General features: G+C 61.5%; 25 protein-coding genes. 14 read left to right on the plus strand and 11 right to left on the minus strand.

Translation table 11 applies throughout. From position 1 onward, the window contains the following. The first annotated feature begins 20 nt into the window (after positions 1-20). Positions 21-995, plus strand: a complete 975-nt coding sequence (locus tag ACIOMR_RS11705; RefSeq protein ID WP_401194197.1) for a LysR family transcriptional regulator — start codon at positions 21-23, stop codon at positions 993-995. Here the strand turns inward: ACIOMR_RS11705 and ACIOMR_RS11710 are convergent. The 3 genes from ACIOMR_RS11710 to ACIOMR_RS11720 all read right to left on the minus strand — a co-directional run bounded on the left by ACIOMR_RS11710 (position 925) and on the right by ACIOMR_RS11720 (position 5247). After that, complete coding sequence (locus ACIOMR_RS11710; RefSeq protein ID WP_003213445.1) at positions 925-1122, minus strand: PA3496 family putative envelope integrity protein; 198 nt, start codon at positions 1120-1122, stop codon at positions 925-927. The genes ACIOMR_RS11705 and ACIOMR_RS11710 overlap by 71 nt on opposite strands. Before the next feature lie 222 nt (positions 1123-1344). Then, a complete protein-coding gene (gene hexR, locus ACIOMR_RS11715; RefSeq protein WP_003213447.1) occupies positions 1345-2211 on the minus strand; it encodes a transcriptional regulator HexR in 867 nt (288 codons plus the stop codon). A 162-nt stretch (positions 2212-2373) separates the two neighbouring features. Next, on the minus strand, positions 2374-5247 hold the full coding sequence (locus tag ACIOMR_RS11720) for a GGDEF domain-containing phosphodiesterase (RefSeq protein ID WP_177022400.1): 2874 nt from the start codon (positions 5245-5247) through the stop codon (positions 2374-2376). A gap of 279 nt (positions 5248-5526) precedes the next feature. Between ACIOMR_RS11720 and uvrD the strand changes: the two genes are divergently transcribed. The 3 genes from uvrD to ACIOMR_RS11735 all read left to right on the plus strand — a co-directional run bounded on the left by uvrD (position 5527) and on the right by ACIOMR_RS11735 (position 9321). After that, a complete protein-coding gene (gene uvrD / locus ACIOMR_RS11725; RefSeq protein WP_003213452.1) occupies positions 5527-7710 on the plus strand; it encodes a DNA helicase II in 2184 nt (727 codons plus the stop codon). 191 nt (positions 7711-7901) lie between these two features. Next, positions 7902-8777, plus strand: a complete 876-nt coding sequence (locus tag ACIOMR_RS11730; RefSeq protein WP_401194202.1) for a Tim44 domain-containing protein — start codon at positions 7902-7904, stop codon at positions 8775-8777. A 136-nt stretch (positions 8778-8913) separates the two neighbouring features. Further along, entirely contained in the window at positions 8914-9321 is a 408-nt protein-coding gene (locus ACIOMR_RS11735; RefSeq protein WP_003213456.1) for an SMI1/KNR4 family protein, read from the plus strand. Between the two features lie 80 nt (positions 9322-9401). Here the strand turns inward: ACIOMR_RS11735 and ACIOMR_RS11740 are convergent, their stop codons facing one another. Beyond that, positions 9402-11165, minus strand: coding sequence for a cation:proton antiporter (locus ACIOMR_RS11740; RefSeq protein ID WP_003213459.1), 1764 nt, complete (start codon positions 11163-11165; stop codon positions 9402-9404). Between the two features lie 295 nt (positions 11166-11460). Between ACIOMR_RS11740 and ACIOMR_RS11745 the strand changes: the two genes are divergently transcribed. Continuing rightward, positions 11461-11946 (plus strand): acyl-CoA thioesterase, encoded by a 486-nt coding sequence (locus ACIOMR_RS11745; protein WP_003213461.1) that lies wholly within the window; start codon positions 11461-11463, stop codon positions 11944-11946. Between the two features lie 27 nt (positions 11947-11973). Here ACIOMR_RS11745 and ACIOMR_RS11750 read toward each other — a convergent pair whose 3' ends face one another. Next, positions 11974-13020 (minus strand): hypothetical protein, encoded by a 1047-nt coding sequence (locus ACIOMR_RS11750; RefSeq protein ID WP_087694592.1) that lies wholly within the window; start codon positions 13018-13020, stop codon positions 11974-11976. A gap of 81 nt (positions 13021-13101) precedes the next feature. After that, positions 13102-13974, minus strand: a complete 873-nt coding sequence (gene pdxY, locus ACIOMR_RS11755; protein ID WP_003213465.1) for a pyridoxal kinase PdxY — start codon at positions 13972-13974, stop codon at positions 13102-13104. 117 nt (positions 13975-14091) lie between these two features. Between pdxY and ACIOMR_RS11760 the strand changes: the two genes are divergently transcribed. Further along, a complete protein-coding gene (locus ACIOMR_RS11760) occupies positions 14092-14490 on the plus strand; it encodes a DUF3301 domain-containing protein (RefSeq protein WP_003213466.1) in 399 nt (132 codons plus the stop codon). On the opposite strand, the gene ACIOMR_RS11765 is transcribed toward ACIOMR_RS11760, so the two are convergent. Genes ACIOMR_RS11765 through dksA form a run of 4 tightly spaced genes read right to left on the minus strand, consistent with a single transcriptional unit; the run spans position 14484 to position 17773 of the window. Further along, positions 14484-15446 carry a GTP-binding protein gene (locus tag ACIOMR_RS11765; protein WP_214499636.1) on the minus strand — a complete coding sequence of 321 codons (963 nt, stop codon included), beginning with the start codon at positions 15444-15446 and terminating at the stop codon, positions 14484-14486. The two genes, ACIOMR_RS11760 and ACIOMR_RS11765, sit on opposite strands and share 7 nt — an antisense overlap. A 45-nt stretch (positions 15447-15491) precedes the next feature. Continuing rightward, complete coding sequence (locus tag ACIOMR_RS11770) at positions 15492-16136, minus strand: DUF1826 domain-containing protein (RefSeq protein WP_102370191.1); 645 nt, start codon at positions 16134-16136, stop codon at positions 15492-15494. Beyond that, the gene (zigA, locus tag ACIOMR_RS11775; protein ID WP_102604033.1) at positions 16136-17341 is read right to left on the minus strand and encodes a zinc metallochaperone GTPase ZigA; all 1206 of its coding nucleotides are present in this window, start codon (positions 17339-17341) and stop codon (positions 16136-16138) included. Before zigA ends, ACIOMR_RS11770 begins: the two co-directional genes overlap by 1 nt. Before the next feature lie 27 nt (positions 17342-17368). Beyond that, positions 17369-17773 (minus strand): RNA polymerase-binding protein DksA, encoded by a 405-nt coding sequence (gene dksA / locus ACIOMR_RS11780; RefSeq protein WP_008439502.1) that lies wholly within the window; start codon positions 17771-17773, stop codon positions 17369-17371. A 127-nt stretch (positions 17774-17900) separates the two neighbouring features. On the opposite strand from dksA, the gene ACIOMR_RS11785 reads away from it, so the two are divergent. Next, on the plus strand, positions 17901-18269 hold the full coding sequence (locus ACIOMR_RS11785; RefSeq protein ID WP_003213476.1) for a hypothetical protein: 369 nt from the start codon (positions 17901-17903) through the stop codon (positions 18267-18269). Here ACIOMR_RS11785 and ACIOMR_RS11790 read toward each other — a convergent pair. Beyond that, positions 18266-19489 (minus strand): N-acetylmuramoyl-L-alanine amidase, encoded by a 1224-nt coding sequence (locus tag ACIOMR_RS11790; protein WP_003213478.1) that lies wholly within the window; start codon positions 19487-19489, stop codon positions 18266-18268. The two genes, ACIOMR_RS11785 and ACIOMR_RS11790, sit on opposite strands and share 4 nt — an antisense overlap. Positions 19490-19617: 128 nt before the next feature. On the opposite strand from ACIOMR_RS11790, the gene folE2 reads away from it, so the two are divergent. The 7 genes from folE2 to ACIOMR_RS11825 are packed head-to-tail and all read left to right on the plus strand — an operon-like array spanning position 19618 to position 25260. Then, positions 19618-20514, plus strand: coding sequence for a GTP cyclohydrolase FolE2 (folE2, locus tag ACIOMR_RS11795; RefSeq protein WP_134327557.1), 897 nt, complete (start codon positions 19618-19620; stop codon positions 20512-20514). Continuing rightward, positions 20511-21179: a metal ABC transporter ATP-binding protein gene (locus tag ACIOMR_RS11800; protein WP_008439505.1), complete on the plus strand. Its 669-nt coding sequence runs from the start codon at positions 20511-20513 to the stop codon at positions 21177-21179. Before folE2 ends, ACIOMR_RS11800 begins: the two co-directional genes overlap by 4 nt. Continuing rightward, complete coding sequence (locus ACIOMR_RS11805; RefSeq protein WP_003213483.1) at positions 21179-22045, plus strand: metal ABC transporter permease; 867 nt, start codon at positions 21179-21181, stop codon at positions 22043-22045. Before ACIOMR_RS11800 ends, ACIOMR_RS11805 begins: the two co-directional genes overlap by 1 nt. Before the next feature lie 11 nt (positions 22046-22056). Next, positions 22057-22941, plus strand: coding sequence for a metal ABC transporter substrate-binding protein (locus ACIOMR_RS11810; RefSeq protein WP_003213485.1), 885 nt, complete (start codon positions 22057-22059; stop codon positions 22939-22941). Then, the gene (hisI, locus tag ACIOMR_RS11815; protein ID WP_178902836.1) at positions 22938-23363 is read left to right on the plus strand and encodes a phosphoribosyl-AMP cyclohydrolase; all 426 of its coding nucleotides are present in this window, start codon (positions 22938-22940) and stop codon (positions 23361-23363) included. The genes ACIOMR_RS11810 and hisI overlap by 4 nt, the downstream gene beginning before the upstream one ends. Beyond that, positions 23360-23920 carry a DapH/DapD/GlmU-related protein gene (locus tag ACIOMR_RS11820; protein ID WP_003213490.1) on the plus strand — a complete coding sequence of 187 codons (561 nt, stop codon included), beginning with the start codon at positions 23360-23362 and terminating at the stop codon, positions 23918-23920. Before hisI ends, ACIOMR_RS11820 begins: the two co-directional genes overlap by 4 nt. A gap of 2 nt (positions 23921-23922) precedes the next feature. Next, the gene (locus ACIOMR_RS11825) at positions 23923-25260 is read left to right on the plus strand and encodes a dihydroorotase (protein ID WP_102370193.1); all 1338 of its coding nucleotides are present in this window, start codon (positions 23923-23925) and stop codon (positions 25258-25260) included. Positions 25261-25392 lie beyond the last annotated feature (132 nt).

The following is a 25392-nucleotide window of genomic DNA, read 5'->3' on the forward strand; positions in this document are numbered from 1 at the left end:
TCGGCGGGAGTGTTTGAACTATGCGTAAGTCATTGATGCGTATGACATTGCGTCAATTGCAGATTTTCAATGAAGTCTGTGATTTGCGTTCCTACAGCCGCGCAGCCGAGGAAATGTCCCTCACGCAACCGGCCGTTAGCCTACAAATCAAGCAGCTGGAGGAGCTGCTGGGCCAGCCATTGTTCGATTACGTCGGCAAAAAGCTCTATATGACTGAAGCTGCTGAAGCCTTGCAACGGGCCAGCCGGGACATTTTCGGCCGCCTGGAAAACCTCGATATGCAGCTCTCCGACATGCAGGGCTCGTTGCAGGGCCAGCTGAAACTGGCGGTGGAATCCAGCGCCAAGTACTTCGTACCGCACCTGTTTGCCGCCTTCAAGCGCCAGCATCCGGAGGTCAACCTGCACCTGACGGTGGTCAACCGCGCCCAGGTGATTCGCCGGCTTTCAGACAACCGCGACGACCTGGTGATCATGTCGATGGTGCCCCAGGACATGGGCCTGGAATTCCTGCCGTTCCTGAACAACCCGATTGTCGCGGTGGCACCCCACGATCATCCGCTGAGCCATCAAGGGCCGTTGCGCCTGCAGGACCTTGAGCCTTACACGCTGCTGTTGCGCGAGCCGGGGTCCGGCACGCGGATGGCGTGCGAGGAGTATTTCAAGGAGAAGCGCGTGCACTTCACCCAGACGGTGGAAGTGTCTTCGGCCGAGGCGCAGCGCGAGTGCGTGACCGCCGGGTTGGGCGTGGCGCTGCTGACGCGCCACGCGGTCAACCTGGAACTGGCCACCGGCGGGCTCAGGGAGCTGCCGGTGGAAGAACTGCCGCTGTACCGCAGTTGGTGCCTGGTGCAGGCCAAGGCCAAGCGCCTGTCACCGGTGGCCCATGCATTCCTGGGCTTTATCCGCAGCGAGCGACTGCAGATCAGCGCGCTGGCTGAACGCTTCGCTGGGCAGCCGCGGGTGCCTGCCAGTGGAGCTCTGGATAGTCACTGATGCTCTGTTGCAATTGACGCTGATCGCAGCGGTCTTCAATTGCGCGACGGAAGGCCATGCGGCGCTGGTCTTCCTGCTGGCGGCGGGTCTTGACGGTGCTGTTGCTTTCTTCGTATTGCCGAGCCATTTCGAGTCTCCCAATGCGAGTAAGGGGAGTTCAGGATGGGCTCGGGCAATGACGGTTTAGCGGCATGGGGATGACAGGACGATGAATCTTGCGGGGCAGGACCCAATCAAAATGTGGGAGCGGGCTTGCTCGCAAATGCGGTGGGCCAGCCAGCATATTCAGTGACTGACACTCCGCATTCGCGAGCAAGCCCGCTCCCACAATGGGTCCGCGTACAAACTATCAGTCGTCGAGGGCTTTTACGGACTTGGGTGACAACCGAAGGCTGCGCAAGCTGCGCTTCACGCTCTTGAGGTGGTTGACCAGGCTCGGGCCGCGCGCCATGGCCACGCCCATCGCCAGCACGTCGATCACCACCAGGTGGGCGATACGCGAGGTCAGCGGCGTGTAGATCTCGGTGTCCTCGTGCACATCGATCGCCAGGTTGACGGTCGACAGCTCTGCCAATGGCGTCTGGCTCGGGCACAGGGTAATCAGGGTCGCGCCGCTTTCACGCACCAGGTTGGCGGTGATCAGCAAATCCTTGGAGCGGCCGGACTGGGAAATGCAGATCGCCACGTCGCTGGGCTTCAACGTCACCGCCGACATCGCCTGCATGTGCGGGTCGCTGTAGGCCGCCGCCGTCAGCAGCAAACGGAAGAACTTGTGCTGGGCATCCGCCGCCACCGCGCCGGACGCGCCGAAACCATAGAACTCCACGCGCTGGGCCTGGGACATGGCGGTCACGGCTTTTTGCAGCTCCACCGGGTCGAGCTTTTCGCGCACTTCCATCAGGGTGTGCAGGGTGGTGTCGAAGATTTTCAGGCTGTAGTCGGCGACGGAATCGTCTTCGTGGATCGCAAACTGGCCAAAGCTCGCACCGGCCGCCAGGCTCTGGGCCAGCTTGAGCTTCAAGTCCTGGAAACCGGAGCAACCAATGGCGCGGCAGAAGCGCACGATGGTCGGCTCGCTGATGCCCACGCTGTGGGCCAGGTCGGCCATGGAACTGTGCATCACGGCCGCGGGGTCAAGCAGCACGTGATCGGCAACCTTGAGTTCCGATTTGCGTAACAGGTGGCGCGACTGGGCGATATGTTGCAACAGGTTCAAAGGGCTGGACTCTTGTTATTGGCAGACGCCAGGGATGTAGCAAGCTTGTAGTTATACTACAAGAATTACCGATTTGCCCGTTCGATGCATCACTTAATCACGCTGCTGCCCGCTGATTCAGCGGGCAGGCTCGATGTAGCCCCGCGTGCGGCTTGGGCTCAACTATGGAAAATCGGCATTTTTTCGTAACAAATCCGCCAAGCCATCCGCTTCCACCGGCCGACTGATCAAATAGCCCTGCACCTCGTCGCACTGCTCATCCCGCAAAAAGTCCAGCTGCTGCTGATCTTCCACACCCTCGGCCACCACCTTGAGCGACAGCCCGTGGGCCATGGCAATGATTGCGCGGGTGATCGAGGCATCTTCGCGTCCCTGGCCCAGGCCGCGAATGAACGTCTGGTCGATCTTCACGTAGTCCACGGGGATGCGCTTGAGGTAACTGAGGGATGAGTAGCCGGTGCCAAAATCATCAATCGCCAGCTTCACCCCCAGGTCGCGCAGTTGCTGGAAGGTCGAGATGATGTGCTCGACGCTGTCGAGCAGCTGGCTTTCGGTCAGTTCCAGCTCCAGGTATTGCGGATCAAGCCCGGTTTCTTCCAGCACCTGGCGCACCAGGCTGATCAGCTTGCCCTGGCGCAGTTGGTGCACCGACAGGTTGACCGACACCCGAATCGGCGCCAGCCCCTGGCGTTGCCATTCACAAGCCTGCCAGCACGCCTGGCGCAACACGAACTCCCCCAGCGGCACGATCAGGCCGGTTTCTTCGGCCAGCCCGATAAAGTCGCCGGGCGGCACCATGCCCCACTGCGGATGTTCCCAGCGAATCAATGCTTCGGCCGCATTCAGCTTGCCACTGGCCAGGCACAGTTTGGGTTGGTAGAACACCGTAAGCTGGCGCTCATCAATCGCCTTGCGCAGCTGGTTTTCCAGCTGCAAACGTTCCAGGGTGCTGGCCTGCAGGCTGTCGGTGTAGAACTGGAAGTTATTACCGCCCAGGTGCTTGGCGTGCTGCATGGCCATGTTCGACTGGCTGACCAGCGCGGATATTTCCCGCGCATTGTCGGGCAACAGGCTGACGCCCATTGAGGCACTGACCACCAACTCGTGCCCTTCCACCGTCACCGGCACCCGCAACTTGGCCAGCAACCGCGTGGCCACCCGCGCCAGGCTCGACAGGTTGCCGTAGGCGTCGAACAGCACGGCGAATTCATCGCCAGAGAGCCGCGCTATGGTGTCGGCCTCAGGCAAGGCGTTGATCAAGCGGCGGGCCATTTTCTGCAACAACTGGTCGGCCACTTCATGCCCGAGACTGTCGTTGAGCAGCTTGAAACGGTCCAGGTTGATATGCAGTAAAGCCAGGCTGCGGCCACCCTGGCGCACCCGCTGATGGGCTTCGCGCAACCGCTCGCGGAACAGCGAGCGGTTGGCCAGCCCGGTCAATTCGTCGTAATGCGTGAGGTAGCGCATGCGCTCCTCGGATTCGCGCCGCGCGGACAGATCAGCGAAGAAACCCACGATATGGCTGACATTTCCCCGAATATCCCGGACTACATTCAGTTGTAGCCATTGCGGGTAGAGTTCGCCGTTCTTGCGGGTTTCCACGAGCTCGCCCTGCCAGGTGCCGTGGCTGAGCAACGCCTGGCGGATCACCGGGAAGTGGCGCCGTGCGTCGCGGCTGCTGGGCAGCTCCACGACATTGCGCCCGATCATGTCGTCAATGTCGAAGCCGGTAACGCGGCTGAATGCCTGGTTGACGGCTATCAGCACGTAGTCCGGATCGAGGATCACAATGCCTTCGCTGGCCGCCTCAAACACCGTCGATGCCAGGCGCTGCTGTTCTTCCAGGACCTTGCCGGCGCTGATGTCGCGGCGGGTACCGAGCATCCGCGTGACGCGCCCGCCTGCCGAGCGCTCCACGGCGCGGCCACGGTCCTGGATCCATACCCAATGGCCATCGCCATGGCGCACCCGGTATTCCACCAGGTAGTCCTCGCTGCGGCCTTTAAGGTGCTCCACCAGCGCGCGCTTGAGCAGCGGCAAGTCGTCCGGATGCAGGCGTGGCTTGAGGTGGCTGAGCATCGCCGTGACGTATTCCGGCTCCAGGCCGAACAACTCCTTGAGCTGGGTATGGTGGACCTCATCGGTTTGCAGGTTCCAGTCCCACAGCCCCAGTTCGCTGGCCTGCAGCGCCATGGCCAGACGCGCCTCGCTTTTGCTCAGGGCCAGGCTGGCCGCGTCCAGTTCCTGACTGCGCTGATCGACGCGTTGCTGCAGGCCGATCTGTGCTTCGCGCAACTCTTGTTCGACCTGGCGCCGCTGCTCCACCTCACGCACCAGTTCCTGGTTCAGTTGCTCGCTGCGTTGCTGCGCTTGCTGCAGATGCTCGATCAACGCCTGGTTCTGGAAGCGCCTGAGCAGCCCGCGCTGGATCAGGCGATTGACCTGCCATGCCACCAGGCTCAGGGATGCCAGCAGAATCAGGCCCAGGCAACCCCAGCCTTGCTGTTGCGGGTCGCCGCTCCAGAATAAATAGAGGATGGCCGGCACCAGGCAGGGCACGGCAAACGACAGGAAAGCCGGCAGACTGACGGCATAGGCCACACTGGCGGACAAGGTCGCCGCGCCGAGCAGGCCGAACACCCAGGCCTGTTGCGCAAAGCTGTCCACCGGTACCAGGGCGATGGCAGCACTGGCCAGCGTCAAGCCGCTGACGGCCGAGCCCAGCATGAACATGCGTCGCCAGATCGGCTGCGCCTGGCGGCTGGGCATGGCGGAATCGAACGCCGCCACCTGAATTACCCGCAAGGCCACCAGCGCCAGCAGCCATACCAGCCAAATGCTGTCCAGCAGATAGCGCTGCGGGCTCCAGAGCAACCAGGCGCAGACCAGTCCATTCACCAGCATTAATAAAGTAGGCAGCAGGGAGCCTTGGTAAAGCAGGCGCGTGCGCTCCACCGCCATCTCCATGGCGTAGTGCTTGCGGATAACCTGTGCCGGCGCCACGGAGGGTCCCGCCAGGTCAATGCTAAGGGTCATAGGCAGTGTTCTTATAATGGTGAGCCCGAAACGTCGACGGAGCATACACAAGCAAACGCTCGGGCCAAACTGCCCCAAGTCATAAAAACAGCGCGACAATCAGGCGCAAACCTTGGAGCCAGACAGCTTGAGTGAGACAGGGCGCGGGCTGTGGGCGATGACCGACCGGTCATCACCGTGAATAGATTGTTGCCTTATCCTGTGTCGACGCAGAAGTTTTCCCGTGACCACCCGGCATTGGGATTTGCCCGACTCCCCCGGGCACCCTAGAATGCGCCGATGCGCGATGATCTCTCTCTTTTGCTGAACTCCCTCAACGATGCCCAACGCCAGGCCGTAGCGGCCCCCGTTGGCCGTCAGTTGGTCCTGGCCGGTGCTGGCTCCGGTAAAACCCGAGTGCTGGTGCACCGTATCGCCTGGTTGATCCAGGTCGAGAACGCCTCACCGCATTCCATCCTGTCGGTGACCTTCACCAACAAGGCCGCTGCCGAGATGCGCCATCGCATCGAGCAGTTGATGGGCATCAGCCCGGCCGGCATGTGGGTGGGCACCTTCCACGGCCTGGCGCACCGCCTGTTGCGGGCGCATTGGCAGGAAGCCGGCCTGAGCCAGACCTTCCAGATTCTCGACAGCGACGACCAGCAACGCCTGGTCAAGCGGGTGATCCGCGAGCTGGGCCTGGATGAACAACGCTGGCCGGTCCGTCAGGCCCAGTGGTTCATCAATGGCCAGAAAGATGAAGGCCTGCGCCCGCAACATATCCAGGCCAGCGGCGACCTGTTCCTGGCCACCATGCGCAGCATTTATGAAGCCTATGAAGTGGCCTGCCAGCGCGCTGGCGTCATCGACTTCTCCGAACTGCTGCTGCGCGCCCTCGACTTGTGGCGCGACAACCCGGGCTTGCTGGCGCACTACCAGAAACGCTTCCGCCACATCCTGGTGGACGAGTTCCAGGACACCAACGCCGTGCAGTACGCCTGGTTGCGCCTGCTGGCCAAGGGCGGCGACAGCCTGATGGTGGTGGGCGACGACGACCAGTCGATCTACGGCTGGCGTGGCGCGAAAATCGAGAACATCTACCAGTACAGCGACGACTTCCCGGACGCCGAAACCATCCGCCTGGAACAGAACTACCGCTCCACCGCCGGGATCCTCAAGGCCGCCAACGCCTTGATCGCCAACAACACCGGGCGCCTGGGCAAAGAGCTGTGGACCGACGGCGGCGAAGGCGAAGCGATCAACCTGTACGCCGCCTTCAACGAACACGATGAAGCGCGCTACGTGGTGGAAACCATCGAAAGCGCCCTGAAAACCGGCCTGGCCCGCAGCGATATCGCGATTCTCTACCGCTCCAACGCCCAATCACGGGTATTGGAAGAGGCCCTGCTGCGCGAGCGCATTCCGTATCGCATCTATGGTGGCCAGCGCTTCTTCGAACGTGCCGAAATCAAGAACGCCATGGCCTACCTGCGCTTGCTGGAAGGTCGCGGCAACGATGCGGCGCTGGAACGGGTGATCAACATTCCGGCCCGCGGCATCGGCGAGAAGACCGTCGAGGCGATTCGCGACCACGCACGCCACAGCGATGTGTCGATGTGGGAAGCGATGCGCCTGCTGATCGCCAACAAGGGCCTGACCGGCCGTGCGGCCGGTGCCTTGAGCGTGTTTGTCGAGCTGATCGAGAACCTGGCCGCCAAGTGCATGGAAATGCCCCTGCACCTGATGACCCAGACCGTGATCGAGCAGTCCGGCCTGATCGCCTACCACGAAGCGGAAAAAGGCGAGAAAGGCCAGGCCCGGGTAGAAAACCTTGAGGAACTGGTCAGCGCCGCCCGCGCGTTCGAAAACACCGAAGAAGACGAAGACCTGACGCCACTGGCGGCATTCCTCGGCCACGCTTCCCTGGAAGCCGGCGACACCCAGGCTGATGAGCATGAAGACAGCATTCAGCTGATGACCTTGCACAGTGCCAAGGGCCTGGAATTCCCCTACGTGTTCCTGGTGGGCATGGAAGAAGGCCTGTTCCCCCACAAGATGAGCCTGGAAGAACCCGGCCGCCTTGAGGAGGAACGCCGCCTGGCCTACGTGGGCATCACCCGGGCGATGCAGAACCTGGTGATGACCTACGCCGAAACCCGGCGCCTGTACGGCAGTGAGACCTACAACAAGGTGTCGCGCTTCGTACGTGAAGTGCCGAAAGGGCTGATTCAGGAAGTGCGCCTGTCCAACAGCGTCAGCCGACCGTTCGGCGGCGGCCAGCAGCAGAACTCCAGCAGCATGTTCGCTGGTTCGGAAATCCCCGAGACGCCGTTCAGCCTTGGCCAACAGGTCAAGCACGCGATCTTCGGCGAAGGCGTGATCCTCAACTTCGAAGGCGCCGGTGCCCAGGCCAGGGTGCAGGTGAACTTCGCCGAAGGCAGCAAGTGGCTGATGATGGGCTACGCCAAGCTCGAAGCAATCTGAAACAACTGTAGAACATGAAGGATGTTGCCCCACCCTTGTATTTGGCAGCGGTGGGGCCAATATCTGTAATAAGTCCTACAGACGATTCGGTATTGGCCCTACGCAAAAGCCCGAAACACTATGCCGCTAGCCACTGACATCACACCTGTGCAACATGGCGCGCGTGCAATCCACAAATGGGAATTCCCTTTATGAAACGTTTTCTTAGCATCGCCATGGCGTTGTGCATCGGCCTGACGATGAGCCTCGACGCCAACGCCAAGCGCTTCGGTGGCGGCAAATCCATGGGCTCGGCGCCGAGCCACCAGACCAGCCAAATGGCCCCATCCGGCGGCGGCATGGGCGGCGCAGCTGCGACCGCTGGCGCTGCCGGTGCCGCAGGCGCTGCTGCCAAGGCTGGCGGTGCTTCGCGCTGGCTGGGCCCTCTGGCCGGTATCGCGGCCGGCGGCCTGCTCGCCTCTATGTTCATGGGCGGCGGCTTCCAGGGCATGCAGATCTTCGACATCCTGATCATGGCGGTCATCGCCTTCCTGATCTTCCGCTTTATCGCCGCCCGTCGCCGCAAGCAACAGGAGCACATGGCTCCAGCCGGCGCGCCGATGCAGCGTGAAGTGTTCGAGCAAAAGCCTGCTGCCATGGGTTCGATCTTCGGCGGTTCGGCTGCTCCTACTGCCGCTCGTCCGGTGATCAACGCACCCGCCTGGTTCAACGAGGAGCGCTTCGTCGAAGCGGCCCGCAGCCACTTCCAGTCCCTGCAGCAACACTGGGACGCCAACGAAATGGACAAGATCGCCGAGTTCGTGACCCCGCAACTGCTGGAGTTCCTCAAGCGCGAACGTGCCGACCTGGGCGACGGCTTCCAGTCGACCTACATCGACGACCTGAAAGTGCAGCTTGAAGGTGTGGATGACCGCGCCGACAAGACCATCGCCACCCTGACCTTCAGCGGTGTGTCGAAGACCTCGCGTTTCGACCAGGGCGAAGTGTTCAGCGAAAGCTGGAACATGGAGCGCCCACAAGGCGAAAACCAGCCTTGGCTGGTGGCCGGTATCCGCCAGAACGGCTGATCCCTGCCCGCTTTGAGTACGCAGTAACAAAAACCCCGGACTTGTCCGGGGTTTTCTATTTCACGGTTGCACTTATAGCGAGCTACTGTATAAAACGCCCCTATAAACCGCGCCATCTAGCAAGAGGATCCCGGCCGTGGAAGAAGTTATCGAACAATTGCGTGAAGCCAACGAACCGGTACCGGTTCCTCTGGAGCTGCCTGACGAAGATCAACTGGTGGAAATCGAGGAACAACTGTTCATCGATATTCCGTTCGTCTTCCGTGAATTTCTGCTGACCGTCAGCGATGTGGTCTACGGCAGCCTGGAGCCGGTGACCGTCACCGACCCACAGTCCCACACCTACCTGCCGGACGTTGCCGCCAACGCCTGGGATGCCGGTGTTGACCGCAGCATGATCCCGATCTGCCAGGACGGCGACGACTACTACTGCGTCGAGGAAGACGGCACCGTGGTGCTGTGGTCCGGCGAAGAAGAGCTCGTCACCGAAGAAACCTGGGAATCGGTGTGGCACTGGGCACGAGACGTCTGGCTGGAAAGCTGAGACCCCTGTGTGCCGAGGGCGCTTGTTGTGGCGAGCGAGCTAGCTCGCGCTGGGCTGCGAAGCAGCCCTCTGCGACCCACTCAGTGCTCCGGCGTATCCTTATGGTTATCCAGGGTCTCCAGCAAGGCGACCTGCATCCGCGTATGCACGCGGATGAACCAGCGCCAGAGCACGGCGGCCACCGCGGCCGTCACCACGGCGATCAGCACCAGCAACTTGTTGGTCGGCAGGATACTGGCCGACAAGGCTGCCAATAGCAGGAAAATCACCAGCAGCGAAAGAATCGGGATCACTTCGGCGATCACCCGGCGCACGCGCTGAGTGTGGCGCCCGGCCATTTCCGGCTTCACGCTCATCTCCGCCAGCAGCATCGACAGCGCCTTGAGCTTGCGGTACGCCGCAATCAAAAACGGCAGCGACAGCAGCAACGCCCCACCCCAGATCAATGCCTTCTGCCAGCTCGGATCGCTGACCCAGCCTTCCAGGTAGCTGCCAATACGCGCCGCGAAAAAGCTGCCGGCAAAGAAGATCGCCACCACCAGCGCCAGGTTCACCCCCACCTGCAGAATGATCTTGCGGATCATCGACGCCAGCATCGCACCCTCGCCCTGGGGCTGAATGCTGCGCAGCCACTCGCCATACATCCCGAACACCCGGCTCATGCGCTTGGGCATCACTGCGGCAATCTTCAGCGACAGCGGGTCTGCGCCACGGATCAGATAGGGTGTGAGCAGTGTGGTAATCGCAGAAACAGCCACCGCCACCGGATACAGGAAGTCGCTGGTGACCTGCAACGTCATCCCCAGCGCGGCGATGATGAATGAAAATTCGCCAATCTGTGACAGCCCCATCCCCACTCGCAATGAAGTGCGGCCATCGTTACCCGCAATAAACGCCCCCAACCCACAGGACAACATCTTGCCCAGCACCACGGCTACGGTAATCACCGCAATCGGCCAGGCGTATTGCAGGAGGATCTGCGGGTCGATCATCAAGCCAATGGCGACAAAGAAGATCGCGCTGAACATGTCGCGAACCGGTTCGATCAGGCGCTCAATCTTCAGCAATTGCCGGGATTCAGCCATGATCGCGCCGATCAGGAATGCCCCCAGCACCATGCTGTATTCCAGCTTGACCACCAACAGGCAGAAACCGAAGCACAGGCCCAGCACGGTGATCAGCAGCATCTCGTTGCTTTCGAATTTGGCCACGTATTCCAGCAGGCGTGGCACCAGCAAAATCCCGATCACCAGCGCGACAATCATGAACAGCGAGAGCTTGCCGACGGTGGAGAACACCTCGCCGGAGCTGACCGTGCCGCTGACGGCAATGCTCGACAGCAAGGCGATGATGCCGATGCCGAGGATGTCTTCGACGATCAGCACCCCGAAAATCAGCTGGGCAAAGCGCTGGTTTTTCATCTTCAGGTCATTGAGCGCCTTGACGATGATGGTGGTCGAGGAAATCGCCAGGATCGCGCCCAGGAACAGCGAGTCCATGGTGTTCCAGTCGAACCAGCGGCCGATTTCGTAGCCGATCCAGATCATCAGGATGATTTCGAGGAACGCCGCGATAAATGCGGTGGCGCCAACCTTGAACAGCTTGCGCAGGCTGAACTCAAGGCCCAGGCAGAACATCAGGAAGATCACCCCAAGCTCGGCCAGGGTCTTGATCGTGTCTTCGTCGTGGATCAGGCCAAACGGTGGGGTGTGCGGGCCGATGATGAAGCCGGCGACGATATACCCCAACACCACCGGCTGCTTGAGCCGATGGAACAGGATCGTCACCACCCCGGCCACCAGCATGATCACGGCCAGGTCCTGGATAAAGCTGATGGCGTGCATGGCGAGGGGCTCCTTGAGGGGTACTGGCGCTTTTCCCATTTCCACGCATGCACCCCGAAAGGTCGCAATGAACGGAAAGAAAAGTCTGCCTTGATCGTAAGAATTGCCTTTGAGACGGGCTTTTGAAGGGTAACACCGCGACTTGCGGCAGAAAGCCGGTGCAATATATGGAAACAGATCGCCCCAGGCGTGACGGCAAGCCGGGGCCCAGCGTCCCGTTATGAATGGCTCTGCAAAGATTCCAGCACCCGCAGAGGTGCCTCCCCACCCAATGCCTACAACCCGTGAGTGTGCTATGGAACCCGGAAACGCCCAGCTGTCGATGACAGTATTGATGACCCCTGACATGGCCAACTTCTCTGGCAATGTGCACGGCGGCACGCTGCTCAAGTACCTCGACGAAGTGGCCTACGCCTGCGCCAGCCGTTATGCCGGGCGCTATGTGGTGACGTTGTCGGTAGACCAGGTGATTTTTCGCGAGCCGATCCATGTCGGCGAGCTGGTGACCTTCCTGGCCTCGGTCAACTACACCGGCAACACGTCGATGGAAGTGGGGATCAAGGTGGTCACCGAGAACATCCGTGAGCGTTCGGTACGCCACACCAATAGCTGCTTCTTCACGATGGTCGCGGTGGATGACCAGCGCAAACCGGCCGCCGTGCCGCCGCTGCAACCGCAGAACAGCGAAGACAAGCGCCGGTTTGTGCAGGCTCAACAGCGCCGGCAGATTCGCCAGGAGCTGGAAAAGCGCTATCAGGAAATCAAGGCAGACGGCCCGTAAGAGCCCGCCAGGTTTCTGGATGACCGCTTAGTAACGCGAGCACTTGTCAAAGTGCGCACACACATCAAAGCGCTGGTCCAACTGGGCCATGCGCTCCATATGGTGATTGACCACCTCCATCGTCACGCTCTTTCGGGTATTCACGTAGTACTGCACCATAAGCTTGTCGTTCTCCGCTACGCGCGATTTGATCGCACTGTCCGTAGGCTGCATCCATTGCTCCAGGACGGCATCCTCAGTTCCCCGCAGGCGCTGGCGGTACACCTCAGTGTAAAACCCCAGAGCCCGGGCCAGACGACCGGCAGACTCTTGATTCGACAGTTCGTAGTTCTGCCGAAACTGGTTCCAATAATCCGGCGGCAAGGTATACGAGCCCATCAACGCCTTGCGCTTGCTGATCAACTCATCAAGCTCTTGAGGCGAGGTTTGCATTCGGTCGACTTTATTCTCTGACACGATGGCCGTGATCGACTGCGCACGCTCGTCAAGAATGCGATCAATCAACACCATTCGCTGCGGAGTATCCGGTAACAACTTGCCGAATATCGGACCTTTGCCCTCGCAAGACGGCATGCCGGTCTCGAACAGCGGCTGCGGGATCCGCACGTCCTTGCCGTCCAATCGCGTAAGACGCTGGAGCAGCGTGCTGCATTGGCGGCCCTGCAATTCGAAGGTCACTTCGTACTCTTCACCCGCCTTGGGCGTTAGATTGAACGCTTTGCCACAGACATAGGAGCTGCCGTTGGTGTTGATCATCAACATAGTGTCCTTTCCGGGCGCCAGCTTGATCTCCAGCAGCCCACGAGCCGTGGGCGGTGGCGGCACAAGCATGTCTACCCGCCGCTTGGTGTCCACCAGGAACATGTTGTTGAGAATGCCTGTGGTCTCACCCATGCAGTGCTGTGCGTCATAGACAAAAAGGGTGCTGTTGGTGGTGTTGGAGATGAACCGCAGCTTCGCCGCATCGGGCTCGGCTGCGTCAGGATAGGTACCGTGGACGCTGCAACCACTGAGCAGCGTAACCAGGGCCAATGCGATAAATGCCCGTGGCGAATGGAGCAGGGATAACGACATGATCTTCCTTGATGAACGCAGAGGGCAAAAAGACGGCCGGTAGTAACGGACGCCCTTTGCGTCGCTCAATCAGGAATAGTCCTACAGCCCGATTGGGGTTGCCTCGAAGCGAACTCGCGGATGGGCAATCCGGTCCTGGGCGCGCACCAGTTCCAGCTCATAGCTGGCGCACGCCTGGGTTTCCAGCAGTACTTCATGCACCGCTGCAGCAGTGAACTCAAAGGCCGCCACCAGGCTATCGCCCAACAACACCCGCGCCAGGAACAGGCCCGACGTCAGGTCGCCCACGCCCACCGGCTGACGCGGGAATGCCAGCAGTGGCCGACGCAGGTGCCAGCTGCCTTCAGCCGTCACCAACAGCATTTCGAAGCCGTCCGGCAGCTTGCCGGGATAATCCAGGTGCTTGACCAACACCGCTTTCGGCCCGCGGGCCAGTAACGCACGGGCCATCCCCAGGCAATCGAACAGCGACTGCGGCTTGCGCCCGGCAAAGCTGTCCAGCTCCAGCTGGTTGGGGCACAGGAAGTCGGCCATCGCCGCCGCTTCCTCCAGCAGGAAGTCGCTGACCTCCTGGGGCACGATGCAGCCTTTTTCCGGATGCCCCATCACCGGGTCACACAGGTAAAGAGCCTTGGGGTTGATCGCCTTGATCCGCGCCACGCCGGTGAGGATCGCCCGGCCCTGGGCCGCACTGCCCAGGTAGCCCGACAGCACTGCATCACAGTTGCCCAGCTCGCCAATCGCCGCGATGCCTTCCACCAGCGCAGGAATTTGCTGCGGCGCCAACACTTCTCCCGCCCACTGACCATACTGAGTGTGGTTGGAGAACTGCACCGTATTGAGCGGCCACACGTTCACCCCGACCCGTTGCATGGGGAACACGGCGGCGCTGTTTCCGGCGTGGCCGAAGACCACATGAGACTGGATCGCAAGCAGATGGGGCGTACGTTTCATGCAGGGGATTTCCGTAAAGCCGTTGATATTCTGGCTGCGCAGTATGCGACTAAACGCGGCCTGTACGACAGACCGGAGACGCAGTTAAGCTGGCCCTACTTTGTTGGAGTTCATCGAATGCTGACCCTCGGAAATATCTTCGTGCTGATGCTGCTGGCGACCGGTGCCGCCTGGCTGTGGCACAACCACGGCCTGCGCGAGCGGGCGCTGGAACGGGTCAAGCAGCACTGCGCCAAGCTCGACATCGAGCTGCTCGATGGCGCCGTGGCGTTGAAGCGCATCGGTTTTGTGAAAGATGCCAGCGGGCGGCGGCGCCTGGCACGGATCTACAACTTCGAATTCACCGTCACCGGCGAAACGCGGCACCCGGGGACCATCACCCAATTCGGCGCCCACAGCGCGCAAATCGAGCTGGCGCCCTACCCGTTCGAGATCAAGACGCCATTGCCCAGCGCCGAGATCATTGAGCTAAGCCAGTGGCGCCAGGAGCATGGCAACAGCAAGACCCGTCACTGACGGCAAGCGGTTAACCCACCCTGTAACTGCGCAACGTCCTGCACTTCGCTGAAGATCAATTCGATACGCGAATCCCGCCGCCATTCGCTGGGCTGCCAGGCCAATGCGGCGTTATCCACAGCGTTGGCCGATGCCCAACCATCCAGGCTGTGGATAACCAGTTTTGCCCGTCGCCAGTCCAACGATTGCAGCCATTGCTGAATGCGCCGCGCGTCGAATCGCTGGCTCGGATGCCAGCGCCAGCCAATGCTCCAGCCATCCTCCTGGCCCTGGCTGAGGCAGATCGGCGATGCCGGATCCGTCCAGATGGCCGGCATTTGCCCCAGGCCTTTGGGCAACTCGAAATTATCCACAGCCGCTGCCGCTTGAGCATTCACACCCGGTAACCGGGCCAAGGGCAGTTGCGCCTGCTGCGTCCAATAGATCGGCCGGTCGGGCAGTTGTCCTTGAATCAACAGGCGCTGCGCATCACTTAAGGCTTCATTCTTGTTCAATACCAACAGCCCGGCGCTGGCTAATGCCTCCCGTTGGGCATTGGGTAAAGGTTTACACGCCGCCAACGCCTGGGCGTCCAGTACAAGTACGCACGGCTGCACCGCCAGTACCTGCTGCCAGGGTGCTTCCCGCAGTTGCTTGAGCAATTGAGCCGGGTGCCCAAGCCCGGACGGCTCGATAAACAGCCGGTCGGGCCTGGCCTTACGCAACAAACGCCCCAGTCCTACCTGAAACGGCGCCCCGTTGACGCAACACAGGCAGCCACCCGCCACTTCACCGAGGGCAATCCCGTCGTCATCACGGGTGAGCAACGCGGCATCCAGGCCAATCTGCCCGAACTCATTGATCAACACCGCCCAACGCTCGTTGGCCGGGCGCTGGGCCAGCAGGTGCTTGATCAGGCTGGTCTTGCCGGCGCCCAGGGGCCCGGCAATCACGTGGGTGGGAATGTTCTGCAGCATGGTGGACATCATTCAGACCGTGTAGAGAGGTTCGATCCTACCCGGTTACGCCAACCAATCCAGCGTCAGAATCAACCGTCGTTGATCCGCTTGCAGCGGCGGCGAGCGGTGGATCAGGCCAAAGCCTTCGTTGCCGTGCCATTTTTCGCCCTTGAGCAACGCCACTTCACCGCAGTGGATTTGCTCAATGCATTCTTCCGGCTCAGCACTCGCCTGGCTCAGGTGCCGCCGCTCCATCACACCTTCGCGTAGCCATTGGCTGCCAATGCCGGCGTAGGTAGTGATCAGCCGCACCGGCACATGATCCACATGAAAACGCGGGCACATGGCCTTGTCCAATAGCCGCAAACGCACGCCGATACGCTTGGCTCCCAGCAAACAGGCAAAGGCGCTGACCAGCCACGACACATCGGCGATAAAGCCTTCGTAGCCTTCAAGGTCACGGCAACCCGATGCAAAGTCCTGCAGGTTTGGCTCGGCGTCTTCGCTGTTCAGTTCAACCACCAGCGACTCGGCCAATGGCTCATTGAGTGCCACCAGTAACGCGCCGAACTCGGCGATGTGCAGAGGCAACTGACGCTGCCACACCGCTAGGTTCACGCCGTCCTCAAGGATATCGGTGAGCACGGCCGGGGTTTCGCCGTGGGTCTGGCGAACCACCGGGCGCAGTTTCAGGGTCGGTGCCAGCATCAGGCAGCCTCTTCGAACCAAGGGCCAAAGGGATCGGCCAACAAGCGCCAGCCTTCGACACCCGTGGCCATTTCATCGTCGGTCAGCAAACAAGCGTCCAGCTCGGCGGTCATCTGGGCGAAGTCGATGTTCTGGCCGATAAACACCAGCTCCTGCCGGCAATCGCCGGTGCTCAGTTGCCAGTTTTTCATGATTGCGGCGATGCCTTCCTCGTCCTGGGGCCACTGGGTTTTCGGCACGAAACGCCACCAGCGCCCGGCAAACCCATGGCGCATCAGGCCGCCAGCCTGGGACCAGCTACCGGCGTCCTGGTGTTTGCTGGCCAGCCAGAAAAAGCCCTTGGAACGCAGCAGTTTTCCATTCACCCAAGGCCGGTCGATAAAGTCGAAAAACCGCTGCGGGTGGAACGGGCGGCGGGCGCGATAGGCGGTGGAGGCGATGCCGTACTCTTCGGTTTCCGGCAGGTGTTCGCCACGCAGTTCCTGCAACCAGCCCGGCGCCTGGGAAGCACGCTCGAAGTCGAAACGGCCGGTGTTGAGGATCTTCGCCAACGGCACTTCGCCCATGACCATCGGGATGATTTCAGCCTGGGAGTTCAAGCGCTCCAGGATCGCCATCAACTCCTCGCGCTCACTGCTGCTGATCAGGTCGATCTTGCTGATGAGGATCACATCCGCAAATTCGATCTGCTCGATCAGCAGGTCGGTGATCGAGCGCTCGTCCTCTTCACCGAGGGTTTCGCCCCGGGACGCCAGGCTTTCGGCAGCCTGGTAGTCGAGCAGGAAGTTCATGCCGTCGACCACGGTGACCATGGTGTCGAGCCGGGCAATGTCCGCCAGGCTCTGGCCGTCTTCGTCGCGAAAGGTGAAGGTTTCGGCCACCGGCAGCGGCTCGGAGATGCCAGTGGACTCGATCAACAGGTAATCGAACCGACCTTCCTTGGCGAGCTTTCCGACTTCTTCCAGCAAGTCTTCGCGCAAAGTGCAGCAGATGCAGCCGTTGCTCATCTCCACCAGTTTTTCTTCGGCGCGATTGAGGGTGACGTCGCGCTGGACCTCACTGCCATCGATGTTGATTTCGCTCATGTCGTTGACGATCACCGCCACCCGCAGGTTTTCGCGGTTGCGCAGGACGTAGTTGAGCAGCGTGCTTTTGCCGGCGCCGAGGAATCCGGACAGCACAGTAACGGGGAGACGATTGGGCATCAGGTATTCCTCATCAGGGTTGGCCGGTCAAATCGCCCGTTGATGGCGTTCGCGCAGCTCTTCACGTTCTTTGGCTTCGATACACAGGGTGGCCGTGGGGCGCAGCAGCAGGCGCTTGAGGCCGATGGGTTCGCAGGTTTCACGGCACCAGCCGTATTCACCGCGGGCCAGGCGTTCCAGGGCTTCGTCGATCTTGTCCAACAGCTTTTTTTCGCGCTCCAGCAGGCGCAGTTGCCATTGGCGCTGTTCTTCGGCGCTGCCGACATCGGCGGGATCGCTGTTGGGCTCCTGTTCGCGCAGCACCATGAATTCAGCGTCGATACGCGCTTGCAGCTCGTTGCGCTGGGCCAGCAGCAGCTCGCGGAAGAAACCTTGCTGGGCTTCATTCATGTAGTCGGCGCAGGGTTGGTCGAGAAGGTCTTGTTCGGTCATCGGAGGTGGTTCACGGGTCAGGCTGTCTTTTAATGTTATAGTATAACAATGCAAATAAGCCAATCCCCCTTGCTCGTGACGACGAAGGGCGCAATGCTGGCAGCCGAATAACGCCCCGAGAGCCTCTATGAAATACCTGCTGTGTGCTGTGTTGCTGATGCTGGCGAGCCTGGCCAACGCCCAGGTGCCCAGCCTGCTGGCCAACTGCACCCGCAGCGCCAACCTGCTGGCGTGCGTCGACGCCCAGGGCAATGCCTACAGCGTCGCGACGGCAGGCAGCACTACGTATTTGCGGGGCTTTGAAGTGATCGGAAAACGCTATTGGGCACAAACCAGCAGCCGCTACGGGCAACTGACGTTCTTTACCGGGTTGGCATCCGATGGTGAGGCGTGGGTGGGCTACACGCGGCGAGTGGGCTGGACCACCCTCAACCGGTTTTCCAGTTCCGGTGGTGCCAGCGCCAAGTTCACCTGTAGTCGAATCACCGGCTGTTAGACCTGGCCGGTTTTCTGTTCCTGAACCCAGGCCATGTAGCTGTTCATCGGCGGGTTCTTCTGGAAGTAGTTCTTCAACCCTTCAAATAAACCGTCTGCCACCGCCTGTTGATGGCGTGCGGTGACCAGTCGCTGGGCGTCCTGGGTGTTGGAGATAAACCCGGTTTCCACCAGGATCGACGGCACGTCCGGCGACTTGAGCACCGCAAAGCCGGCCTGTTCCACGCGTTTTTGATGCAGCGTGGTGATGCTTTGCAGGCTGCCCAGTACCGAGCTGCCCAGTTGCAGGCTGGAGGCGATGGTGGCGTTCATCGACATGTCGAGAATCACCCCGGCCAGCATCGGGTCCTTGTCCTTGAGATTGAGCAAGGTGGTGGCGCCCAACAGGTCGGCGCCGTTTTCCCGCTGCGCCATGAACCGTGCGGTGGCGGAGGTGGCGCCGCCTTCAGACAGCGCATAGACAGAGGCGCCGGACGCCGTAAGCCGTGGCGCGGCATCGGCGTGTACCGAGATAAACATGTCGGCTTTGTGCTGACGGGCGATGTCCACACGTTTACGCAGCGGCACGAAGAAGTCGTCGTTGCGCACCAGCTTCACATCGAAGCCCTTCTCGCGCTTCAGACGCTTGGCCAGCAACTGGGCGATGGACAGCACCACGTCTTTTTCGCGCTGGCCCTTTGAGCCAATCGCGCCGGGATCCTTGCCGCCGTGCCCAGGGTCGACCACCACGATGATGTCGCGTTTCGGATGAGCCCTGTCCACCGGCGCCGGCACGGGTGCAGCCAACGCGGCCGGTGCCGCAGCGATTTGCATAGGTGCATGAGTGGCGCTTGTCAGGTCCAGCACGAGGCGGTGGCCCTGGCCATCCTGTGGCGGCAGGAGAAAGCTGTTGAGCTGCATCGGCGCCTTCAAATCCAGCACGATCCGCGTATCGCCCTGCCCGAAATGCCCCGAGCGAATCGAGGTAATGCCGCTGTTGGTCAGGGCCAGTTGGCTGAAATCACCGGTCAGCTTCGCGCCGCTCAAATCGATGATCAACCGCTCCGGCGCGGTCAGGGTGAAGGTCTTGTATTGCACCGGGCCGCTGAGGTCCAGCACCAGCCGCAGCTTGTTATCCGACCGCCACAGCCGTGCATTGCGGATCTGCGCGGCAGACACGCCCAAGGGCAAGGTGAACACCGCACTGGCCAGCAGCAGGTTGAGAAGTTGACGTCTGTGCATGACTTACACCGCAAATAAAGGAGCTTCCGTACTCGACATGACTGAATAAAAGACAGAACAGAAAAACTTTCGTCGTTTCAATTGTAATAATATAACATGTCTTTTTATTTCCAACGATGGACCTGCTCATGAACGCGCTGACTCTGCCCGATATCGCCGCGCAGGCTTCACGCCAAGCCTTGCCGCTCGATTGGGTGGGCATGTGCGGCATTGCCCTGCCCATTCTGATCGACGGCCAAAGCCTTAGCGCCACGGCTGATGCCGGCGTCAGCCTGGACGACGGCGAGGCCCGTGGCATTCATATGTCACGGCTTTACCTGGCGCTGGAAATGCTTGAACAGCAACCGCTTTCGCCAGCACTGCTGCGCAGTGTATTGCAACGTTTTCTCGACAGTCATGAAGGTTTATCCACAAATGCCTACCTGCGAATTCATGCAGGTCTGCTGCTGAAACGTCCGGCGCTGGTCAGCCCGTTGGCCGGCTGGAAAAGCTACCCGGTGAGCATCGAGGCGCGCCTGGAAAACCAGATGTTCCACGTGGAACTAAAAATTGACGTTACTTACTCTTCAACCTGCCCTTGCTCCGCTGCCCTCGCCAGGCAATTGATTCAGCAGCAATTTATCGAGGACTTTGCCGGCACACCGCTGCAGCACGAAGACGTACTGACCTGGCTCGGCAGCGCAAACGGCATCGTCGCCACGCCCCACAGCCAGCGCAGCAGCGCGCTGTTGCAGGTCCGGCTTCAAGGCGATCAGCCAACACTGCCGCTGACCCAGTTGATCGACGAAACCGAAGCCGCCCTCGGCACTGCCGTGCAAACCGCCGTAAAGCGTGCAGACGAACAAGCCTTCGCCCTGGCCAACGGTCAGAACCTGATGTTCTGCGAAGACGCCGCCCGCCGCCTGAACCTCGCCTTGAAACGCTCGGATGCGGTCAATGCCTTCCACTTGAGAGTGATCCACGCCGAAAGCCTTCACGCGCACGATGCCGTGGCCGAAAGCCGCTGGACGAGACCTTCCGAATGATCACCTGCACCGCTTTGCGCTGGGGCGCCCCCGGCCAACCACTGACCCCCGCCGTGGATTTCACCCTGGAAAAAGGCAGCCTTACCGGCATCATCGGCGCCAACGGCACCGGCAAAAGCAGCCTGCTGAAAGTTATCGCCGGATTGCAGAAGCCACTGGCGGGGAAAGTGACGATCGATGTTCCACGCCGAGGTGGCCTGTCGTTTTTGCCCCAGCAACAGAACCTCGACCGCCAGTTTCCTATCAGCCTTGAAGAATTGGTGGCCGCCGGTTTTTGGGGCAGCAGGCAAACCCCGCAACAACGTACCGAACGCCTGAGCGCCGTGCTCGAAGACTGGTGCCTCAGCGGCCTGGAGCATCGGCCGTTGATGGCCTTGTCGGGCGGCGAACTGCAACGCGCCCTGCTCGCCCGCATGAGCCTGGCCGAGTCGCCGATATTGCTGCTGGACGAACCCCACGCCGCCCTCGACGAAGACGGCCAGGCGCTGTGCTGGAAACACATCCACGCCTGGCACGACGCAGGCCGCACGGTGGTCGTGGTGTGCCATGACCTCGGCTCCGTACGCCAACACACCCAGCAAGTGGTGCAGATCAAAAGCAGTGGCTGCGTGTTCGGCTCCAGCAAAGAACTGATCCGCCCGCAGCCGCAAATGCAGGTGGCCTGATGCACTTCGCCGCCCACCTGTGGATGCCGTTTCTCGATTTCGTTTTCATGCGCCGCGCGCTCGTCGGCGGTCTGGTATTGGCATGCAGCACCGCGCCGCTCGGGGTGTTCCTGATCCTGCGCCGCATGAGCCTGATCGGTGACGCGGTGTCCCACGGCATCCTGCCCGGCGCCGCCCTGGGCTTCTGGTTTGCCGGCCTGAGTTTGCCCGCGCTGACCATCGGCGGCCTGGGCGCCGGCCTGAGCATGGCCGGTCTCGCCGCCTGGATTACCCGTCGCACCGGGCTGAAGGAAGACGCCAGCCTCGCCGCCATCTACCCGATCTCCCTGGCCAGCGGCGTGCTGATCCTCGGCCTCGCCGGCAAACGCCTGGACCTGCTGCACCTGCTGTTCGGCTCGGCCCTGGCGGTAGACGGCCCGACCCTCACCGGCATGCTGTGGGTCTCGGGCTTCAGCCTGATCGCCATGGTGGTGATCTACAAACCGCTGCTGCTGGACACCCTCGACCCGCTGTTCCTGCAAACCGTCAGCCGCCTCGGCCCGCTGGCCCACGGCCTGTTCCTGACGCTGGTGGTGCTGAACCTGGTGATCGGTTTCCAGGCCATCGGCGCGTTGATGGTGGTCGGCCTGATGATGTTGCCGGCGATTGCTTCACGTTTCTGGAGCCGGCGCCTGCCGGTGTTGATCGCCATATCAGCGGTGCTGGGATGCCTGTCGGTCTGGCTTGGCTTGTTGCTGTCGTTCTACTACTCGCTGCCCAGCGGCCCGGCAATTGTGCTGGTGGCTGGCGGCTGGTACCTGCTGTCCGTGGTCTTCGGTCCGGTGCACGGCTTGCTGCGCCGCCCGCCTTTGCTTACATCCCAATGAGGTGTTTCCCGATGCGCGCTCTACTCGTGCTGTTCAGTGTGTTGCTGCCGCTGTCGTTCGCGACGGCCCAGGCTGCCGACAAGCTTCAGGTGGTTACCAGCTTCAGTATTCTTGACGACATGACCCACCAGGTCGGTGGCGATCATATCCAGATCAGCAACATGGTCGGCCCCGACGCCGACGCCCACACCTACGAACCAACACCGGACGATGCCAAGGCCCTGCTCAAGGCCAAGGTGATCATCAAGAACGGCTTGGGCTTCGAGCCGTGGCTGGATCGCCTGGTCACCAGCACCGAGACCAAGGCCACTGTGGTCACTGCGAGCAAAGGCGTGCTCTCCCACACCATGGAAGAGGACGGCGAAACCATCCCCGACCCGCACGCCTGGCACAACCTGGCCAACACCGTTATCTACGTGAACAACATCACCAAGGCGCTGATCGCTGCCGACCCGGCCAACAAGGCCGACTATGAGCACAACAGCCAGGTATACCTGAAAGAAATCTACCGCCTGCTGGCTGAAGCCAAGGCCAAGTTCGGCGCGCTGCCACCGGGTAACCGTCGCATCGTCACCTCTCATGACGCCTTCGGCTACCTGGGCCAGGCCTACGGTATCGAGTTCCTGTCGCCTCAAGGCCTGTCCACCGAACGTGAACCGTCGGCCGCCGAAGTCGCCACGCTGATCACCCAGATCCGCAAGGACAAGGTCAAGGCCGTGTTCATGGAAAACATCAAGGACTCGCGTCTGCTCCAGCAGATCGCTGACGAGAGCGGCGCGCAGATCGGCGGCACGCTGTATTCGGACGCCCTGGCTGCAGAGGGTCCGGCCAGCACCTTTACCGGCCTGTTCGAATACAACCTCAACACCCTGTGCGCGGCCCTGAGCAAGCCATGAGCCTGAGCATGCTTGACCTGGAGGAGGCTGCCATCGGCAGCCGCTTTCCACTCGATAGCGTGCTCGACGCCCTGCCGTGGAACAGCGATGGACTGATCGCCGCCATCGCCCAGCAACACGGCAGCGGCGAAGTGTTGATGCTGGCCTGGATGAACCGCCAGGCCCTCGACGAAACCCTGGCCACCAGGCACGTCTGCTACTGGTCCCGTTCGCGCCAGCAACTGTGGCGCAAGGGCGAAACCTCCGGCCACCGGCAACTGCTGGTGGAGGCCCGCCTGGATTGCGACGGCGACGCGGTATTGCTGATCGTCGACCAGCAAGGCCCGGCCTGCCACACCGGCCGGCCCACCTGTTTCTACAACGCCATCGACGGCCGCCACGTAAACATCATCACCGCGCCTCTCAAGGAACCTGACCCATGATCCGCAAGAACCCTTCCGGCGATCTGCCCGTGATTGCCGAATCGGCCTACGTCGACAAAACCGCAATCATCTGCGGCAAGGTGGTCATCGGCGAAAACGTATTTGTCGGCCCTTACGCGGTGATCCGCGCCGACGAAGTCGACGCCAACGGTGACATGGACCCGATCACCATCGGTGCCAATTCGAATATCCAGGACGGCGTGGTGATCCACTCCAAATCCGGCGCCGCCGTAACCATCGGCGAGTTCACCTCCATCGCCCACCGCTCCATCGTCCACGGGCCCTGCACCGTTGGTGACCGTGTGTTCATCGGCTTCAACAGCGTGCTGTTCAATTGCGTCGTCGGCGATGGCTGCGTGGTGCGGCACAACTCTGTAGTCGACGGCCGCGATTTGCCCGACGCGTTCTACGTGCCCTCCACCACCCGCATCGGCCCCAACACCGACCTGTCCCAGTTCCCGCCGGTGAGTGTCAGCGCTTCGGAGTTTTCCGAAGACGTGGCACGCACCAACGTCGACCTGGTACTGGGTTACAAAGCCCTGCAAAACGAGTTCTGACCATGAGCCGCCTGCTGATCCGCAACGCCCGCCTGGTGAACGAAGGCGAGGAATTCGAGGCTGACCTGCTGGTCGCCAATGGCCGTATCGAGAAGATCGCCGGCAGCATCGACAACGCCAACGCCACCGTGGAAATCGACGCCCAAGGCCAGTGGCTGCTGCCGGGAATGATCGACGACCAGGTGCATTTCCGAGAGCCCGGCGCGCCGGACAAAGGCAGCTTCTACAGCGAGTCCCGCGCGGCGGTGGCCGGTGGCATCACCAGTTTCATGGACATGCCCAACACCAACCCGGCGACCCTGAACCTGGAAGCCCTGGCCGACAAGAAGCGCCGCGCAGCGCTGCATTCGGTGGCCAACTATGGCTTTCACTTCGGAGTGAGCAACGACAACCTCGACACCGTCGCCGCGCTGGACCCGCGGGAAGTCGCCGGGGTCAAAGTGTTCATGGGTGCGTCTACCGGCAATATGCTGGTGGATGATCCGAAGATCCTCGAGCGTCTGTTCGCCGAGGTGCCGACCATTCTCCTGGCCCACTGCGAGCACACCCCCAGCATCCTGGCCCGCGAGCAAAGGATGCGCGAGCGTTTCGGTGAGCACATTCCTGCCGTGGCGCACCCGCTGATCCGCGATGCCGAGGCCTGCTATCGCTCCTCGTCCCTGGCGGTGGAACTGGCCAAGCGGCACGGCACGCGCCTGCATGTGCTGCACATCACCAGCGCACGGGAGTTGGTGCTGTTCGAAGACAAACCCCTGGCGCAAAAACGCATCACGGCGGAAGTCTGCCTGCATCACCTCTTGTTCGATGACCGCGACTACGCCCGCCTCGGCCACCAGATCAAATGCAACCCGGCGATCAAGACACGCGCCGACCGCAACGCCCTGCGCCTGGCATTGTTGAGTGATCGTCTGGATGTAATTGGCAGTGACCATGCGCCGCACACCTGGGCGCAAAAACAGCTGCCCTATCGCGAAGCGCCGTCAGGCTTGCCGCTGGTGCAACACGCCCTGCCGGCGCTGCTGGAATTGGTCGCCGACGGCCTGCTGCCGCTGACCACGCTGGTGGCGAAAACCAGCCATCGGGTCGCGGACCTGTTTGCGATCCCCGACCGTGGCTACCTGCGCGAAGGCTATTGGGCCGACCTGGTGCTGATCCAACCCGAGCCTCACGGCAAGCCCGTCAGCAGCCAGCCGATCCTGGCTCGCTGCGGCTGGACGCCGTTTGCCGGGCGCAGCTTCCGGCACAGCGTCAGCACCACGCTTGTGTCCGGCCACCTGGCCTGGCACGACGGGCGCGTGCACGACAGTTGCCAGGGGCTGCCGCTGCATTTCCAGCGTTGAAGAGACTCTGTACCTGGCAATCCAATCAAATGTGGGAGCGGGGGGGGGGGGGGGGGGGGGGGGGGGGGGGGGGGGGGGCGGGGCTTGTTTTAATAGGTGGCGGTCGACCGCGGCCGGGCCCAAAGAGAGTGG

The organism is Pseudomonas sp. NPDC087814 (genome assembly GCF_044742865.1).
GTDB lineage: Bacteria > Pseudomonadota > Gammaproteobacteria > Pseudomonadales > Pseudomonadaceae > Aquipseudomonas.